This is a genomic window from Testudinibacter sp. P17/SS/0325 (assembly GCF_053570765.1).
Map to the genome: position 1 here is coordinate 738,583 of NZ_CM131635.1, position 18,533 is coordinate 757,115.

The following is an 18,533-nucleotide window of genomic DNA, read 5'->3' on the forward strand; positions in this document are numbered from 1 at the left end:
TTCTCCTTAACAATATTTTTGTTTTAAGTGATGTAGGGCATCAATTGAGATTTTCAGCCCGTCCAATTGTGCTTGTGTAAGAATCGCCAGCGCTTGTGCAGAAATCTGATGGGGATAATAGTAATCTAACGGTTTGATTAAACTCTCTGCGAAAGGAGGCGGTTTGATTTGAAAAGCGCCGCTAAAAGTATCCACGCCTCCCGTACCTTTCGGGCGTGCAAAACGGGCGCAATAGGGATAGCAATTTTCGATATTGATATGTGTAACCGGCGAATCCTCCAGTAAAATTTTAAAGCATTGATCAATATCAATGTTTCCCTGACCGATAGGCACACCGCACACAACGGGAGTATCATCATGCATCACCACGATATGATCTTTAAAATGGGTGGAATAGGTATAAGGCGCCAGTGTTTTCACCGCTTCGACCGGATCTTCCCACGCCATCATGGAATTACCGATGTCGCAATGTGCGCCGACCCATTGACTGTTTACCGCTTCGATAATGTGGATAATTTCTTGTGATGTTTCGTGTTCGTGATTTTCCAATGCCAATTTAATGCGGTATTTCTGGAGCAACGGTACGATCGCTTTCAATTGGGCCGGGGCTTTTGCCATGCGTTCCGGATTAAACTTGCCTCTGCTGACATAGGTTCGCACTACGTCGGCGCCCAGCTCATTGGCAATTTTCAATGCCGGCGTTAAACTTTCCGTATCACAAAACCGGGTGTCTATTTCGCAATAAAGATTATATTTTTCAATCGTTTCCCTTACACGGTGCAAATAGGTTTTTTGATCACCGTCGAGCACGCCGAATTGCGGGTGGAGATTCAAGTCAGGAATAATATTCAATTCGACGCCGCTCAACCCCAGTTCCCATGTTTTTTGAATAAAAGAAAATACGTCCATTTGCCGATGTTGAAAAAGAAGATGGCAAGACTCTGTTTCCAATCCGAATTTCATTGCTGACTCCCTATGCGCCGGAACAATTGCGTAAGTGTAAATATACGGTGTGGGTTGAAATTCCCAATAAATTGGCAATGGCTTTGGTCGCCCCCTTCAATTCGAACAGCCCTTGTTGGTAAAGCTCGGCGATAATCAGTTTATTTTTATTATTTACGCCGATAGTCGGATCATGACTGATTCTGCTGATGACTTTCTCAACCGTCTGATTAAATAAATCGTCGATATTCTCTGCAAACAGTTCCCCGTTTTTAATTTCATTGACTGCCGCCGATTGCACTTGAGCCGTATTCGTACTCAACAAAAAAGACATGAAATCGTGTAATGGGGTATCAAGGCTTAAATTGACACAGAGCAACCCGATAATGCGATCGTTTTCACCCAGTACGGCTTGAGTGATGGAACGCATTTTTTGTCCGTTTTTCGCATGGGTAAAATAGGCATCGGTTACAAATGTCTTTTCTTCCGTCATCTGTTTCAGCATATTTAAGGCCGTGCTGGTGATCGGCGCGCCCACTGCCCTATCGGTCAAATGAGAATTCACTATCTTGACTACCGAGCATTGCAAATCAGCTAACGAGTGCAATACCACTTCGCAATCATTGCCCAATAGGTTTTTTAGCATTGTCAAAACCGGTTCCTGCGAACGCAAAATCTGTTTATCAACCAGTGTTAAAGGATAGGTTAACGTTGGAAAATCCCGCGTTTGATTTAGTTTTACCATGTTATTTACTCAAATATTTTTTATTAAAAATCCGTATAATCAATTAAAATTGATTTTGTGGCTTTTTACAATCAACTTTAATTGATTGTGTGATCACGATCGAAGAATAGTTGTATAGAGACAGTGGGGATAAGCGGAAAACTATGGTGGGATTGTTAAACGGCGGTAAGAAAAAATAAAATAAGAAAAGCCGAGTGGAAGTCTTTGTCCCGATTCGGCTTTGCTAACGCTTTAGAATATTAAATTCAGAGTAACTAAACTGCCCCTCTCCGGCTTTTCGCATAAGTATCAAACGAAACCGCGAGGATAATAATTGCGCCCATGATGATCTGTTGATAGTAGGCGGAGACGTCCATCAGAACCAAGCCGTTGATCAACACGCCCATGATAATCGAGCCGAAGATGGTGCCGGTGATACGGCCATAGCCGCCCATCAAGGAAGTGCCGCCGATAACGACCGAGGCAATGACCCGTAATTCAAACGCAACCCCGGCGACCGATTCGGCACTGCCCAGACGGGCGCTCAGGATAAAACCGGCAAGTCCCGCCAATGCGCCGATGACGACATAGACACTGACCAAAGTGCGGTTGATATTCACCCCGGCGAGGCGCGCCGCTTCCGGATTGCCGCCGACGGCATAGACATAGCGCCCCCAACGGGTTTTATGCAAGGCGATATAACCTAGGATGGCGACAATCGCAAAGATCACCACCGGAACCGGTATGCCGAGCAGATCGCCGCGCCCCCACCAACGATAACCTTGATCGAAACCGGCAATCGGCGCACCGTCATTAATCACCAGTGTTAAACCGCGCCAAATCGTCATGCCGCCCAGGGTGACGATAAACGGCGGGATTTTCAGTTTGGTGACGCCCAAACCGTGTAACCAGCCGATGAACGTTCCCATTGCCAAACAGATACCTAAACCGATAAGCCAACTCATGCCGCCCCATGCGCCGGGTTCGACCGTGACGGTGTTATCACCTTTAATCACGTGGGCGGCGAAAATGGCACACACCGCCAACACCGAGCCGACGGAAAGGTCAATCCCGGCGGTTAAAATCACGAAGGTCATACCGACCGCCATAATCCCGAAAATCGAGACTTCGGTCAAAATATTAAAAATGTTGCGCTCGGATAAAAACGCACTGTTTTGGAATTGGAAAAAGATAATCAGAAAAACCAAAAATACCAACACGCCAAAACGCTCAAAAAACGCAATCGGGTCTTTTTTACCGTTTTCGTCCACAATCCCTAAATTTTTTAGCATATTCTCAAACATAATAATTTCCTTATCTTACAAGGCTGATTAATGCCGGTTTACACCGATCGCCATCATTGACATTAATTTTTCTTCGGTTGCGTCGTCGCCGTGAATTTCACCGGTCACTTTTCCTTCCGAAAGTGTGATAATACGGTCTGAAATCGCCATAATTTCCGGTAAATCGGAAGAAATTACCAACACGGCAACCCCTTTTTTGGCCATATCAAACAGCACTTGGTGCACTTCGGATTTTGCGCCGACATCAATGCCGCGCGTCGGTTCGTCAACGATTAATACTTTTGGATTTAATGACATACAGCGGGCAAGAATGATTTTTTGCTGATTTCCACCGGACAGTTTGCGCGCTTCTAACGATGAACTGGCCATTTTTATTCTGAGTGCCTGACGATATGCCTCGATCAGATCCGTTTCGCTGCTTTCATTGACAAACCATTTCATCGTCAGCAGGTTTTTCAGATTGGAAAGCGTCATGTTGGTTCGGATCGGCAGACCCAGCACCAGCCCTTCTTTTTTGCGGTCTTCCGGCACCAGCGCAATCCCCTGATCCAAAGCCTCTAGCGGCGAATTGGCATGGTACGGTGCGCCGTTGAGGGTGATTTCACCCGATTGATAGTGATCGGCACCAAACAGGCAACGGGCAATTTCCGTCCGCCCTGCACCAACCAGCCCGGCAATCCCCAACACTTCACCTTGGTGGATATCAAAACTCACATCGTGCAATGCGATACCGTGCGGATCCATTTGCGGTTTCTCTTTTTTCAGATGGCGAACGGACAGCACCACCGGTTTGTCTTTGTGTTGAGTTTCGCTTGACGGACGGCGGTTGAAAATCACATTCCGCCCCACCATCATGCGAATAATTTCATCGACATTGGTTTCGGCAACATTGCCTTCGCCGGTATAGCGACCATCTTGGAAAACCGTAAATCGGTCACAAAGGGCAAACACTTCGTTTAAACGGTGGGTCACATAGATAATGCTCACGCCGCGCGCTTTCAAATCGCGTACGATTTGGTGCAGGGTTTCCACTTCTTTATCGCTCAATGCCGCCGACGGTTCATCCATAATGATTAATTTGGCATTCAGCGTCAGCGCTCGGGCAATCTCCACCATTTGCTGTTTTGCCACACTCAACTGCGCCACTTGCGCATTCGGTGAAATATTCAGGTTCAGATTATCCAATACCATTTTAGCTTCTTGCTCGAGATTTTTGCGGTCAACAAAGATACCGTTGCGGAGCGGTTCTCGGCCGAGAAAGAAGTTTTCCGCCACCGTCATATTCGGCAGCAAATTAAATTCTTGATAAATGGTGACGATACCCTGTAATTGTCTGGCATGTGGCGTATCATTGATATCCAAGGGTTTATCATTAAAAATAATCTCGCCGCTGGTCTGCGGCTGCGCACCGGACAAGGCTTTCAGCAAGGTCGATTTGCCGGCGCCGTTTTCCCCTAACAGGGCGTGCACTTCGCCGGCGGCAACCGTTAATTGCACACCGTTTAATGCCATCACGCCGGAAAAACTTTTGCTCAGATTTTGGACTTTTAATAAAGGGACTGACATACAAACCTCACAGATTCGACCTTTATATCGTTTGCTATAAAGGTCGAAAATTGAATGTTAAATTATTTGACTTCGCCGATGCGTTCCGCCTCGTTTAAATTACTTTGGGTAATAATTGTCGGTGCGAAATCCAGTCCCTGAACCTCGCCTTCGCCGCGCGCTTTAGACACGACTTGTTCAAGTGCGGTTTTGACCGCATAGCTCGGGCGTTGATCGGCAGTGGCATATAACCAGCCTTCTTTAATGCGGGACAACGCTTCCGGACCGGCATCAAAGCCCGTCACTACGATATCGCCCGCTTTATAACCCAAACCGTGCAAGGCTTCGATTGCGCCCAATGCCATATCGTCATTGGCGGAGACAATCACATCCGGTTTTTGTTTCAAGGTCGGCAGCACGCTTTCGATAATGCGTAAGCCTTCGGAACGCAACCAGTTGCCGGTTTGATCGACCAAAATAGTATATTTTGCTTCTTTCAAACCATCACGAATGCCGTTCATGCGCTCGATATTGGAGCTTGAACCCGGTTGCCCGCTTAACAGAATGATATTTGCCCCGTCAGGGAATTTGCCTTTGACCACATTGGCGATCTCTTGTCCGCCGGTGTAGTTATTGGCACCGAAGTGCGCAATCGGCTCACTGCTTTGCACTTTACGATCCAAGGTTGCAGCCGGGATTTTTTCATCAATAATTTCTTCCACTGCGGCGGCAATCGCATTCACATCGTTCGGCGCAATAATGATGCCTTTTGCACCTTTGGTAATGGCATTTTCCAAATCGGCGGCTTGTTTGGTCGAGCTGCTTTGCCCGTCCAAAACTTGCAGGTTGACTTGTAATTCTTTCGCGGTATTCAGCGCGGATTTGGACAATTGCACTTCAAACGGGCTGGACAAGTTTGGCAAGCTGAAAACCACCAATTCGTCTTTCGCGGCGACATTAAACGCCAGACCCAGCGTTAATAAAGAAAGGGCTAATTTGCTGCTTTTTTTCATAGATTCACCTCATGATATGGTATGTGGCATCATACGATTAGAAAAAACACATTGGTAACCATCGATGCATTATTTTATTCGTTAAGAAATACGACGTGTAAATGTGATTTATTTAATATCGAATAAAAAATCAAGATATTAAAAATATGAAATGCTTGATTCATTTCGCAAAGAAGGATAGCACTATTTAGTCTATTGTTGGAAAGTTTGTTTCAGTTTTGTTAAGCAGATCATAAAAATGATCTGCTTATTTCATTTTATCTAGATTTCATTGACATCAACCCAGCGTTTGCTGTCGGCTGATTTGGCAATCGCTTCCAAAATTCGGGATACTTTATAGCCTTCTTCAAAGTCGGGCCACATCGGTTTGTCTTCGGTCAACCCGACGATCAGATCACGGATTTCAACGGTTTTTTGATCATTGAAACCGATCCCGTGCCCGGCACTGACGCAAAACGGTTTATAGTCGGGATGTAGCGGGCCGGTCAAAATGGTTTTGAAGCCTTGCCGTGCCGGATCGTCATCATGCAGATACAACTTTAATTCCGCCATCCGCTCTTGGGTGTAGCTGATCGTGCCTTTGGTGCCGGTGACGACATAAGTCAGCCCCATTTTTCTACCGCAGGCAATTCTGGAGGTTTCAATCGTCCCCATTGTGCCGCTGGCAAAACGCAGTAGCGCGCTGGCTTGGTCTTCGTTTTCCACCTCAATCAACTTGCTGCGATCTTGCGGATCCGGGCGTTGTTTAATCACGGTTTGTAAGTCACCGCTCACGCTGACAATATCCTCGCCCAACAAGTATTGCGCCATATTGATAATGTGTGCGCCAATATCACCCAGTGCCCCCAAGCCCGCCTTAGCGCGATAACAGTGCCAATCAATCGGGGTATTCGGGCTGGCAAGATAGTCTTCATTATGCGTGCCGTAAAAATGAACCACTTCGCCGATTTCCCCTTTTTGGATAATCTCTCTTGCCAACTGACTGGTCGGATTCTTCATGTAATTAAATCCGACCAGCGTTTTAATCCCCGCCTGAGTGGCGGCATCATACATCTCTTTGGCTTCAAGTGCGGTCAGTGCCAACGGCTTTTCCGAATAAACATGCTTGCCGTGTTTAATCGCTTCTAACGCAATTTCTTTATGTAAAAAATTCGGCGTGCAAATATCGACCACATCCACATTCGGATCGCGCACCACCTCACGCCAATCGCCGGTGGCGCGTTTGAAGCCGAATTCCTGCGCTTTCTGAGCAGCCAATTCCGGTGTGATTTCTGCCAAATATTCCAACGCTAATTTACCTTGTAGGTTAAATACGGTCGGCGCTTGTGCATAAGCAATCGCATGGCAGCGCCCGATATAACCCGTACCAATCAAGCCGACTCTAACGGTTTGCATAAATTCCTCCTGATTCATCTGTATTCAAAAAAGACGGATATCAAATATCCGCCTAAACGGGTTATGTTAAGCCGTGACTTACAAGGTCGGCATACTGAATGCCGCCCCTTGTTCGCGCACGTTATGGTTCGGCCAACGGCTGGTAATGGTTTTCATGCGGGTATAGAAACGCACGCCGTCAGGACCGTATACATTCAAAGCGCCGAAAATCGAAGATTTCCAACCGCCGAAGCAGTGGTAAGCAATCGGCACCGGAATCGGTACGTTAATACCAACCATGCCCGCTAACACATCTTGGCTATATTGACGCGCCGCGTCGCCATCACTGGTGAAAATCGCACTGCCGTTGCCATATTGATGATCATTAATCAATTTAATCGCACTGGCATAATCTTTCGCTCTGACCACACACAGCACCGGCCCGAAGATTTCCTCCTGATAAATACTCATCTCCGTTGTGACATGATCAAACAAACTTCCGCCGATAAAATAGCCGTTTTCATGCCCGGCGACTTGATAATTACGACCATCGACGACTAGCGTTGCACCCGCCGCAACACCTTGATCGACATAACCGGATACTTTTTCCAGATGTTGTTTGGAGATTAACGGCCCCATATCGTTTTCTTTTTGTCCTTGCGGCAACACGCCCGGACCGATACGCAACGCCTCGACTTTTGGTTTTAAACTGTTCACTAAGGCGTCAGCGACTTTGTCATCGGTGGTGACCGCAACCGATAACGCCATACAACGTTCGCCTGCCGCCCCGAATGCCGCGCCCAATAACGCATTGGCCGTCATTTCAATATCCGCATCCGGCATAATCAAGGCATGGTTTTTCGCGCCGCCCAACGCTTGCACCCGTTTCCCGTGTGCCGAACCGGTTTCATAAATATATTGCGCAATCGGGGTCGAGCCGACAAAGCTCACCGCTTGAATACGCGGATCACGCAACAGCACATCCACCGCTTCTTTATCGCCTTGCACCACGTTGAATACGCCGTCCGGCAAGCCGGCTTGTTTTAATAATTCCGCAATACGGATGGACAACGACGGATCTTTTTCCGACGGTTTCAACACAAAGGTATTGCCGCACGCCAATGCAATCGGGAACATCCACATCGGCACCATTGCCGGGAAGTTAAACGGGGTAATCCCGGCTACCACGCCTAACGGCTGCATAACGGAATGGGTATCAATGCCGCGCCCGACATTGGCGGAAAACTCGCCTTTCAACAAGTGCGGTATGCCGGTGGCAAACTCGACCACTTCCAAACCACGGGTCAATTCGCCGATCGAATCGGAATAAATTTTGCCGTGTTCACTGGTGATTAATTTTGCCAATTCGTCAAAGCTGGCTTCTAGTAATTCTTTGAATTTAAATAAAATTCTGGCTCGGCGCAGCGGAGATTGTTGCGACCATGCCGGATAGGCGGCTTGTGCGGCGGCAATTGCCGCTTCAACTTCACTCACCGTACTGAGCTTCACTTGCTTGGTTTGCTCGCCGGTTGCCGGATTAAACACAGGGGTTAAACGATCACTTTGGCTCTCAACCACATGACCGTTAATAAAATTTGGGATAAACTGGCTCATATTTTTCCTCAATCAAAAGTTGGCAATAGATAGAAATCTCACCTACACAATACCCCTACGAAACAGCTTTTTCAACCATAAAAACGCTAAAATGAAATTTTTATTTCATTTTTTGTGATCTAAGTAGAATCTTGAACAAGATCTCGTTCAGCAAAGTGCGGTTATCCGCTATACTTTTTTCAGCTAACAGACCCTAATAACAACGCGAGGTTAAGCATGAGTCGATTATTATCCAAATCTAATCCTATTGAAGACGGTTTCCGCCAACAAATCACCCCACAAAATGCCGGTTGGGAATATGTCGGTTTCGAACTGCTGCATTTGTCCGCCGGAAAAACCGTTGAAATCCATACGGAAAACACCGAGGTTTGCTTTGTGGTGGTGTCCGGTTACGCCTCTTTTGCGGTCGATGCCAAAATTTTTGAACATCTGGGCAACCGCACTTCGCCATTTGAACGCATTCCGCCCTATTCATTATATGTGCCGCACCAGAAGAGTGTGTTGGTGATCGCCGACACCGAGTTGGAATTGGCGATTTGCCGCGCGCCAAGCCAAGGCAATCTGCCGATTCGGGTGATCAAACCGGAAGAGGTCGGGGTGGAAAAACGCGGTTACGGCAATAACCAACGTTTAGTGCACAATATCCTGCCGGAAACCGAAGCTGCCGACAGTTTGCTGGTGGTGGAAGTTTTTACCGACGAAGGCAACACCAGCTCATTCCCAAGCCACAAACACGATCAAAAAAACAGCGAAAGCGAAACCTATCTGGAAGAGACCTATTACCACCGTTTCGAACCGAAACAGGGCTTCTGCCTGCAACGGGTGTATACCGATGACCGCACGTTGGACGAATGCATGGCGGTGTATGACGGCGATGTAGTCAAAGTGCCGAAAGGTTACCACCCGGTTGCGACCATTGCCGGTTATAACAATTATTACCTTAACGTGATGGCAGGACCGGTGCGCAAATGGCGTTTCACTTGGGAACAAGATCATCAGTGGATTAACAGTGAGGCGTATGCGGAGAAGTTTAAATAAGTTTTATATAGGTTCTATATAAATTCTATGAAAAAGCCTGCCGTAACACAGCGACAGGCTTATTTTCGTTTCACAGAAATTTTATTCTTTACGCTTAAACGCCAACGAAATCGCCAAGGTTTGCACTAAGGTCATGGTGGCGCATTGCGAACGGAAGCCGCTGACTTGTGCTTCTTTCACAATAAACGCCTCGTCGCTGAAGCTGATTAACGGGCTGATTTGACTGTCGGTGATGGCAATTTGTTTCACCCCGTTTTTCGCCGCCGCATTCATAATATTCAGCGTTTCTTTGGCATAAGGTGAAAAACTGATTGCTACCACGGCGTCACCGGGCTTAATCAGATTTAATTGCTCCTCAAACATCCCGCCTAAACCATCGATAATATAAGAATGGCAATTTAAATGGTGCAAGGCGTAATTCAGATAACTCGCCACGCTAAATGAGCGTTTCAAGCCGATAATAAAGATATTATTGGCTGAATCCAAAATATCCACCGCCCTTTCCAACTGCTCACGACCGGTCTGTGCACTCAGTTGCAATAAGGCTTGGTGATTTGCCTGTGCAAAGACGCTCAAAATCTCATTCGGTGCGCCTTGCGTGGCATTTTCCGGATCAAGTTGATCAAATAGTTGCGCCCGCTCACTGTAATTCACGGTTTCTTCCATCAGATTTTGACGGAATATTTGTTTCATCTCATTAAAACCGCTATAGCCGAAAGCATTGGCAAAGCGAATCAAGGTCGAAGGCGGCACATCCGCGCGTTCTGCGATCACCGCAACCGTGTCAAATACAATACTGTTCGGGTTATCAAGGATATACTTGGCAACCTGTTTTAAACGTTTACTCAGGCTGTCGTAACGCTCCCGGATCTCATTCTCTAGCTGCTCCAGCTCTAACGATTTATTCATGTTATGTTCTCAATAGTGAAATATTGTCAACATTATAAGAGCTTTTATGGTTAATGATAAGCCACCAATTGCTTGTTTTTTAATAAAATTAGAAAATTTATTTCATATGAAGACGATCGAATGTTTCGGCATTGCTGCCAACGGGATAATTGCGCCGCGGTGTTGAATCACCGTGCCGGCCAGTTGGTGTCCTTGCCGCACCGCACTTTGCACCTCACCGCCGCATAAGCGTGCCGCCAAATAACCGGCGCTGAACGAGTCGCCGGCGGCGGTGGTGTCGATCACCTTTTCGGCGGCAATGTTATTGGCGGCGATGTCAACGCGTTGCCGCTGCACGGCGACAATGCAACTGTCTGCGCCGCGCTTAATCACGATTTCGTTCACGCCATAACCCTGCGTGCGCGCAATCACCGTTTCAACCGCACTTTCACCGGATTTACCGCCCCAAAGTGCGGTTTCATCGTCAAGGGTTAAAAAGGCAATATCGCTAAGCGATAAGATTTGTTGATACGCCTGCTGTGCGGTTGCCACATCTTGCCACAGGCGCGGGCGGTAGTTGTTATCGAACACCAGCTTGCCGCCGTTGCGTTTAAATTCGGCTAACAAGGCGTACAGTTTTTCTCGGCTTGCCTGATCCAAAATCGCCAGACTGATACCGCTGAGATAGAGATAATCAAAGGTTGCCAATTGTGCCGTAATCGCCGCGCTGTCGGTGGTTTGCAGCCAGTAACGCGCCGCCGAATCGTTGCGCCAATAATAGAAACTGCGCTCGCCTTGCGGATCGGTGACAATCGAATACAAACCGGGCAATTTGTCCGCCAAGATTTGCACCAACTCGGTGCGAATGCCTTCTAGCTGCCACTGCGCCAACATCTGCCGGCTGAACGTATCTTGCCCAAGTGCGGTTACATAATGGATTTCAGCAGCTTGATTTTTCAGCAAGCGCGCCAGATAAACGGCGGTATTCAAGGTATCGCCGCCGAACGCCAATTGCGGTGGCTTTGCCTGTTTCAGCGACAGCTCGATCATACATTCGCCGATAATTGCGATTTTTTTCATAGTATAACCCTATTTAAAATAACCTTTGGCGTTGTTGAAACAGATGTTTTTCACCATGTCGCCCAACACATTGAGATCATTCGGCGCTTCGCCTTTTTCCACCCATTGCCCCAACATTTCACACAAAATACGGCGGAAATATTCGTGGCGGGTGTAGGACAAGAAACTGCGCGAATCGGTCAGCATACCGACAAATTGGCTTAACAAGCCCAATTGCGAAAGTTGTTGCAGTTGGCGCTCCATGCCGTCTTTTTGATCGTTAAACCACCAGCCCGAACCGAATTGGATTTTTCCCGCAACGCCGCCGCCTTGGAAATTGCCGATCATACTGGCGATCATTTCGTTATCGCGCGGGTTAAGGCAATAAATAATGGTTTTCGGCAGGCAATCGTTTTGGTCTATCGTGTCGAGCAAACGCGAAAGCGGTTCGGCAAAAGTGCGGTCGGCAATCGAATCAAAACCGGCATCTGCACCCAACAGCTTAAACATGCGCGTATTATTGTTGCGCAACGCACCGATATGTAATTGCATTACCCAACGACGTTGGTGATATTGCTGTGCCAGCCACACCAACACCGCCGTGCTGAACCGGGCGATTTGTAACTCGCTCAACGGCTGATTATCACGCCGCAATTGTAAAATCCGATCCAGCTCTTTTTCTGTCGGAATCGGCGCGAAACGCAAGATTTCAATGCCGTGGTCGGCGGATTTGCAGCCGTGGCGGTCAAAATGATCCAAGCGGTTCAATAGCGCCTGTTGTAAATCGGCAAAAGTGACGATCTCAATATCGCTGACCGCACCCAGCTGGGCTAAATAGTCGTTAAAGTGCGGTAATTCGATCTTGAACGCCTTATCCGGACGGAAACTCGGCACGACTTCGATATCGAAGGTCGGATCAGCGGCAATGGCTTGATGGTATTGCAAACTGTCAATCGGATCATCGGTTGTGCCGACCAATTTGACATGCATTTGTTGCATAATGCCTTGCGCCGAGAAACGGCGATCTTGCAGCATTTCATTGCATTGTTGCCAAATTTTGTCGGCATTTTGCAAATTAAATAAGGTATCGCGAATACCGAACGGACGGCGCAGTTCCAAATGCGTCCAATGGTAAATCGGGTTGCCGATACACAACGGCACGGTGCGCGCCCACGCCAGATATTTTTCATAATTCGAGGCATCGCCGGTGATCAGGCGTTCTTCCACCCCGGCGGTGCGCAAGGCACGCCATTTATAGTGATCGCCCTCCAGCCAGATTTCGCTCAAATCGTTAAATTGGCGGTTTTCCGCAATCTCTTGCGGATTGAGATGGCAATGGTAATCAAAAATCGGCTGTTGCGCGGCGTAATCGTGGTATAAGCGGCGTGCAGTTTCGTTTGACAGCAGAAAATCTTCACACATAAACGGTTTCATTTTTAGCTCCTGACTAGTGTTGCGCTAACGCCAAATACTCGGCAACCGCTCGGCGTGCGCCGACATCGAGTAATTTTTGGTATGCCTGTTTCACTTGTGCCACAAAAATCGGATTTGCCGCCAGTTGCGGTGAGAAAATATTGTCTAGTTGCAACAATTCATCGACCACAGCCGCATTCAGACCGCACTTGGCATAAATCGCCGCAAATTGTGCGCTCATCGGGTCTTTTACCTCAATCGGCTGTTGCTGTTCATCAACGCCGCTGATATAGCGCATCCAAGCGGCAACCGCCAAAGCCAATAACGGGAACGGTTGCTGTTGTTGCAAGTGATAGCTGATCGATTCCAATAAACGCGGCGGCAGTTTTTGACTGCCGTCCATCGCAATTTGCCAAGTGCGGTGTTTCAAGCCCGGATTGGTAAAGCGTTCGATCAGCAAGTCGGCATAGCGCGCCAAATCCGTGCCTTGCGGCATATTCAAGGTCGGCGCTTGTTCTTGCAACATTAACCGATGGGCGGCAGCGCGGTAATCACTGTCATTCATAGTGTCGGAGATATGTTCGTAACCGCCGAGATAGCCCAAATAGGCTAAAAAGGAGTGGCTGCCGTTCAGCATACGCAGTTTCATCTGTTCAAACGGACGTACATCTGCCACCAATTCCGCGCCGACCAACTCCCATTGCGGACGACTGGCAACAAAATTATCTTCGATCACCCATTGTTTGAATTCTTCACAGGCAATTGCGCACGGATCGTAATAACCCAGAATCTCGGCGATTTCCTGCAAGGTTTCATCGGTTGCCGCCGGGACAATCCGATCGACCATGGTGCAAGGAAACGTTACGTTCCGTTCAATCCATTGCGCCAGTTCCGTGTCGATTTGGTATGCCAATCCTAAAACCGCACTTTTGGCAATATGCCCGTTTTCCATCACGTTATCGCACGACATCACGGTGAAAGGCGCGAGATTACGCTGCTTACGCCGCCGCAACGCTTCCACGATATAACCGATCGCCGAACTCGGCTGTTGCGGATTAGCCAGATCTTGTTGGATCAACGGATTGTTTAAATCCAATTTGCCGGTGGCAAGATCGGTGCAATAGCCTTTTTCGGTGACGGTTAAAGACACAATCGCAATCTGCGGTTCTGCCATTTTTTCTAGAATAGTATTAATACTATCTAACTTAGGATGAAAAGCATCATAAATGGCTCTAACTTTCTTTAGAGTATTTTTATTTACACCTTTTTCAAAAACATGGTATTGCAAATTCTGCTTTCTTAATTTTACGATTGGTTCAAGCCCTGCCATTAAATTTACTTCATAATAGAGCCATTGAATTTCACTCTGTTGATTTGTTTCATCCATATATACGCCTTGATGAGCCTTATGGAAAGCACCAAATCCAAGATGAATCATTCTACTGCTCGAGATGTTCATAAAATTTCCTCACCGTCTTTGTAAAATTGAATTGTTTTATCACTCCATTTTTGAACATTTTCTCTAGAAAAGTAGCAATTATTAATACTTATACTATCCTTACTAATTCCATTTATAAAAATAGCAGGAATTCCATTTGGATATTCAAAAACCCCCCAAGGTCTTGACTCCCCCAAAGGAATATAGTAGGCATTATTCATTCCATTATTATCATATTGATTTGGGTTGCATGGAGGTCTTATATCATATGTTCCCCTGTTTTTATTTTCACTTACTACTTGGCATTGATTGATGTTATTGAAAAATATTTTACTCGCTTTATCATTAGGTTCTGAATGAATATTAATAGCGCCTTCAGATATAATATTAATATTATTAAATGTTACATTATTGATTTGCCCGCAATGTATATTATTTGGATCTCTTTTCTTGACGGAAATAAAAATTGGATCAGCTTTTCCCCAATGGCAATCTAATGTAAATTTAGTAGTAATCGACATATCTGATATTGTAACATTATTTATACAACCTCCATCCCTTGTCACTAACGATATTCCACGATTTGAATTTGATATTATACAATTGTTAAATTTAATATTGTTAAAGTTATTATAACTCTCGGTTCCAATCTTTAATGCTGAGCTATGTGATTCAATAATACAATTACTCACAAGTATATTTTCACACGGAGTATCTATTTCTTTTGATTTTTCACTAGTTTTAAGACAGATGCCATCATCGGCAGTTTTTATATAACAACCTTGAATATTGAAATTAGAACATCCATCTATATCTATTGCATCTGTATTAGTAAATCTAAAATCATTAATAATTTTTATATTATTAATATTTCCAATCCGGCATGATATACAATGTACTGTCCACATTGGTGCATCTTTTATTGTAAAATCTTCGAGTAAAATATTTTCACAACTTTCAAAAATAATTGTTCTTATTCTCGATCTATTCGGCATTCTATAACCTAGCTCATCTACATTAGTTGAATGATAGAATGGTGCATTACCATTTATCAATCCTTTACCTAATATACCGATATTATTTTTATTTTTTGCAAAGATAAAACCTAAAAAAGATTGTTCTGCCATAACAGAACTTTTTGCATTTTTAAAATCATTATAATTTGAACTTGCAATTATTTCAGCACCAGGATCCAGATACAAATAAACATTATCTTCTAAACAAACATTTCCAACGAGATATTTACCCGCCTCAATATATAATACTCCACCTCCTTTTTTATTTAAATCAAAAATTGCTTGATTAAAAATGTCAGTATTCAATTTAACTCCATCTCTTGATGGACTATATTCAGATAAACTAATATACATATATTACTCCTATATTAATCCAAATAGTCTAGGAAGGAATAAAGAAAACCAAGGTATGTAAGTAACAAGAAATAATGCGACACATACTAATAAAAATATTGGAAGCAATGGTCTCAAAACTTCATCAATAGAAACTTTAGCAACACTACATCCTACAAATAAAGCACTGCCTACAGGAGGCGTAAAATTCCCAACACACAAGTTAAATGCTATCATTACCCCAAAATGAATAGGATCCATCCCTAAAGACACCGCAATTGGAAAAAATATAGGGGTAAAAATAAGTAATGCCGGTGCAACGTCCATAAATGTACCAACAAATAATAAAATAATATTCATAATAATAAATATGACATATTTATTATCTGACATATTAATCAATATTTCACTAATGCTCTCTGGTATAGATAGAAATGCCATAGCCCATGACATAACACCTGATGCTGCAATTAAAAATAAAATAGTTCCAGATACATAGGCTGATTCTATAGCAATAGGAAGAATATCTTTTACTTTTATTGTTTTATATGCTAGAGACAATATTAAAGCATAAGCTACTGCAATAGCCCCTCCCTCTGTTGCAGTGAAAATTCCAGCAACAATTCCACCAATAACAATAATAATCATTGCAAGGCTTGGTATCGATTCTATTACTACTCTAATTGCTTCTTTACAATTTTTAGTCTCTTCTGTTGGATAGTTATATTTTTTAGCCACAAAATATGCATATATCATCACTGCAAGTCCCATTAAAATTCCTGGTATATAGGCAGCAATAAATAATGTTGCGACTGAAGCACCTGTCATCAACGAATAAATAATAAACATTCCTGTAGGAGGAATAAGCAACCCCGTTGGAGCAGAAGCAATATTTACAGCCGCACAAATACGTGGATCATAATTTTTCTCTCTCTGTAGTGGTCCCATAAAACCACCTACAGCAGAAGCAGCTGCTACTGAAGAACCACATACACTTCCAAATAGCATATTACTAATTACATTAGCATGTAATAATGATCCTGGTATTTTACCACCGATCAACAAGGCCAAATTGACTAATCTCCTTGCTATCCCACCTTTATTCATTAAATTTCCAGAAAATATGAAGAAAGGTGCTGCTAATAATCCAAAACTATCAATTCCAGAAAACATTTTTTGACTTCCAGTATATAAAACCATATCAGTTGGAAGTTCGAAAAATAACGTTATTATACTAGCCAATAGAATGCTGATAGAAATTGAAATTCCGATAGCTAACAAGATTATAAATGTGCCAAAAAGCACTAGACTTATATATATTAATTCAGCATCCATAATTTCCCTCTCTTGATTCCTCAATTAATATTAGCAAATTGCAAATACAAAGAAACAATATTAACAATCCTGAGACAGGAATAATAGCATATATTAGACTCATAGAAATTCCTAGTGTTGGTGAATATTGAGAAAAACTAGATACTACAAAATGGTAACCTCCATATATCGACGATATTAAAATTGTGATACATACAACTGTTATTTGTATAACTTTCAAATAAAAATAATTCTTAGGATTTAATTTATTTTCCAGTAGTGTAATCGAAAGATGAGTATTTCTTCCAAAACAATATGTTGCTCCAAAAAAACCCATCCATATCATCAAATAACGTAAAGCTTCTTCTGTATTAGTACTAGGAGAGTTCAATACATATCTAGAAACCACTTGCCAGACAGCTATTATTGACATAGCTATCATAAGCAATCCAGCAAAAGTACTACATGCAACCTCTACTTTTCCCTTTAAATATATCAATCTATCCATTTAAACTCTCCTTAAATTAAAAGTTATAAATCCTTTATTTTTTCCACTATATCTTTATCATTTTGTGGTAAAGAATCATACATAGGTTTTACTAGCTCACGGAATGGTTCTTTATTGACATCATTGAAATTAACTTTCATCTTTTCTTGAGCGATTTTATATGCCACTTCCATGTCTTCAACAAAAAGTTTATCTTGTAAAACCCAAGATTCTTTTAACGCTTGAATAACTTGATTACGTTCATCTTCGTTTAGTTTTTCATATGATTTTTTGCTGATAACAACCACATCCGGAATTAGAGAATGCTCATCAAAAGAAAAATATTTAGCAACCTCGCCATGACTTCCGTTCGTTAATACCGTTATTGCACTTTCAGCACCATCAAGAACACCTTGCTGTATTGCACTGAATACTTCTGAATATGCCATTGGTGTTGCTTTTGCACCTAAATGATTGACCATATTAATTGCTGTGGTATCTCCCATAACTCGAATTTTTAATCCATCAAGATCAGCTGGTGTATGAATAGGTTTAGATTTTGTATAAAAAGAACGGAATCCATTTGTATAAAATGTAATACCAATCATCCCATCATCATCAATCGAATCTAAAAATTCTTTTCCTACTGAGCTATTAGCAAAACGTTTAAAATGTTCCATATCATTAAATAGATAAGGCATTGATATAATTGAAAACTGAGGTTTGAACTGACTTAAATTTGAAGTAGAGACCCTACCGATATCAATGATACCTTGTTGTAATTGCTGCAAAACTTGTACTTCATCACCGAGTACTCCATTGGCATATACTCTCGCCTTTACCTTGCCCTGCGTCCGTTCAGATATTTTTTTCGAAAAATCCTCCAATGCTCTTACCGTAGAGTCATCTTTACTATGGTTATCAGCAATCTTGAGCGTTAAAGCATGAGTTACATCACTGAAAGCTAAAAACATAAGTGACATTAATGTCATAGTCATTTTTTTCATAACTTTTTCCTTATATAAAAGAGT

The 18,533-nt window shown here is 43.8% G+C and carries 16 protein-coding genes; 1 reads left to right on the forward strand and 15 read right to left on the reverse strand.

Annotated features, from left to right (window positions below; translation table 11 throughout):
* Positions 1 to 6: 6 nt before the first annotated feature.
* The 7 genes from ACWA50_RS03620 to ACWA50_RS03650 form a co-directional block, all read right to left on the reverse strand.
* A complete protein-coding gene (locus ACWA50_RS03620) occupies positions 7 to 963 on the reverse strand; it encodes a sugar phosphate isomerase/epimerase family protein (RefSeq protein ID WP_431053964.1) in 957 nt (318 codons plus the stop codon).
* A 10-nt stretch (positions 964 to 973) separates the two neighbouring features.
* A complete protein-coding gene (locus ACWA50_RS03625) occupies positions 974 to 1,588 on the reverse strand; it encodes a helix-turn-helix transcriptional regulator (protein ID WP_449343128.1) in 615 nt (204 codons plus the stop codon).
* A 353-nt stretch (positions 1,589 to 1,941) separates the two neighbouring features.
* On the reverse strand, positions 1,942 to 2,970 hold the full coding sequence (locus ACWA50_RS03630) for an ABC transporter permease (RefSeq protein WP_431053966.1): 1,029 nt from the start codon (positions 2,968 to 2,970) through the stop codon (positions 1,942 to 1,944).
* 27 nt (positions 2,971 to 2,997) lie between these two features.
* Positions 2,998 to 4,536 carry a sugar ABC transporter ATP-binding protein gene (locus ACWA50_RS03635; RefSeq protein WP_431053967.1) on the reverse strand — a complete coding sequence of 513 codons (1,539 nt, stop codon included), beginning with the start codon at positions 4,534 to 4,536 and terminating at the stop codon, positions 2,998 to 3,000.
* A 62-nt stretch (positions 4,537 to 4,598) separates the two neighbouring features.
* The gene (locus ACWA50_RS03640) at positions 4,599 to 5,528 is read right to left on the reverse strand and encodes a substrate-binding domain-containing protein (protein WP_431053968.1); all 930 of its coding nucleotides are present in this window, start codon (positions 5,526 to 5,528) and stop codon (positions 4,599 to 4,601) included.
* Between the two features lie 261 nt (positions 5,529 to 5,789).
* Positions 5,790 to 6,923: a Gfo/Idh/MocA family protein gene (locus ACWA50_RS03645; RefSeq protein ID WP_431053969.1), complete on the reverse strand. Its 1,134-nt coding sequence runs from the start codon at positions 6,921 to 6,923 to the stop codon at positions 5,790 to 5,792.
* 78 nt (positions 6,924 to 7,001) lie between these two features.
* On the reverse strand, positions 7,002 to 8,516 hold the full coding sequence (locus ACWA50_RS03650; protein ID WP_431053970.1) for a CoA-acylating methylmalonate-semialdehyde dehydrogenase: 1,515 nt from the start codon (positions 8,514 to 8,516) through the stop codon (positions 7,002 to 7,004).
* A 216-nt stretch (positions 8,517 to 8,732) separates the two neighbouring features.
* Between ACWA50_RS03650 and iolB the strand changes: the two genes are divergently transcribed.
* Positions 8,733 to 9,554: a 5-deoxy-glucuronate isomerase gene (iolB, locus tag ACWA50_RS03655; protein ID WP_431053971.1), complete on the forward strand. Its 822-nt coding sequence runs from the start codon at positions 8,733 to 8,735 to the stop codon at positions 9,552 to 9,554.
* Between the two features lie 81 nt (positions 9,555 to 9,635).
* On the opposite strand, the gene ACWA50_RS03660 is transcribed toward iolB, so the two are convergent.
* The 8 genes from ACWA50_RS03660 to ACWA50_RS03695 form a co-directional block, all read right to left on the reverse strand.
* Positions 9,636 to 10,463: a MurR/RpiR family transcriptional regulator gene (locus ACWA50_RS03660; protein WP_431053972.1), complete on the reverse strand. Its 828-nt coding sequence runs from the start codon at positions 10,461 to 10,463 to the stop codon at positions 9,636 to 9,638.
* A gap of 102 nt (positions 10,464 to 10,565) precedes the next feature.
* Positions 10,566 to 11,522 (reverse strand): 2-dehydro-3-deoxygluconokinase, encoded by a 957-nt coding sequence (locus tag ACWA50_RS03665; RefSeq protein ID WP_431053973.1) that lies wholly within the window; start codon positions 11,520 to 11,522, stop codon positions 10,566 to 10,568.
* 9 nt (positions 11,523 to 11,531) lie between these two features.
* Positions 11,532 to 12,935: a glucuronate isomerase gene (gene uxaC, locus ACWA50_RS03670; protein WP_431053974.1), complete on the reverse strand. Its 1,404-nt coding sequence runs from the start codon at positions 12,933 to 12,935 to the stop codon at positions 11,532 to 11,534.
* A 13-nt stretch (positions 12,936 to 12,948) separates the two neighbouring features.
* The gene (locus ACWA50_RS03675; RefSeq protein WP_449343114.1) at positions 12,949 to 14,301 is read right to left on the reverse strand and encodes a mannitol dehydrogenase family protein; all 1,353 of its coding nucleotides are present in this window, start codon (positions 14,299 to 14,301) and stop codon (positions 12,949 to 12,951) included.
* Between the two features lie 68 nt (positions 14,302 to 14,369).
* Entirely contained in the window at positions 14,370 to 15,722 is a 1,353-nt protein-coding gene (locus ACWA50_RS03680; protein ID WP_431053976.1) for a glycoside hydrolase family 28 protein, read from the reverse strand.
* Positions 15,723 to 15,731: 9 nt separating this feature from the next.
* The gene (locus ACWA50_RS03685; RefSeq protein ID WP_431053977.1) at positions 15,732 to 17,036 is read right to left on the reverse strand and encodes a TRAP transporter large permease; all 1,305 of its coding nucleotides are present in this window, start codon (positions 17,034 to 17,036) and stop codon (positions 15,732 to 15,734) included.
* Positions 17,026 to 17,523 carry a TRAP transporter small permease gene (locus tag ACWA50_RS03690; RefSeq protein ID WP_431053978.1) on the reverse strand — a complete coding sequence of 166 codons (498 nt, stop codon included), beginning with the start codon at positions 17,521 to 17,523 and terminating at the stop codon, positions 17,026 to 17,028. Before ACWA50_RS03690 ends, ACWA50_RS03685 begins: the two co-directional genes overlap by 11 nt.
* Positions 17,524 to 17,546: 23 nt before the next feature.
* Entirely contained in the window at positions 17,547 to 18,509 is a 963-nt protein-coding gene (locus ACWA50_RS03695; protein WP_431053979.1) for a TRAP transporter substrate-binding protein, read from the reverse strand.
* Positions 18,510 to 18,533: the final 24 nt, after the last annotated feature.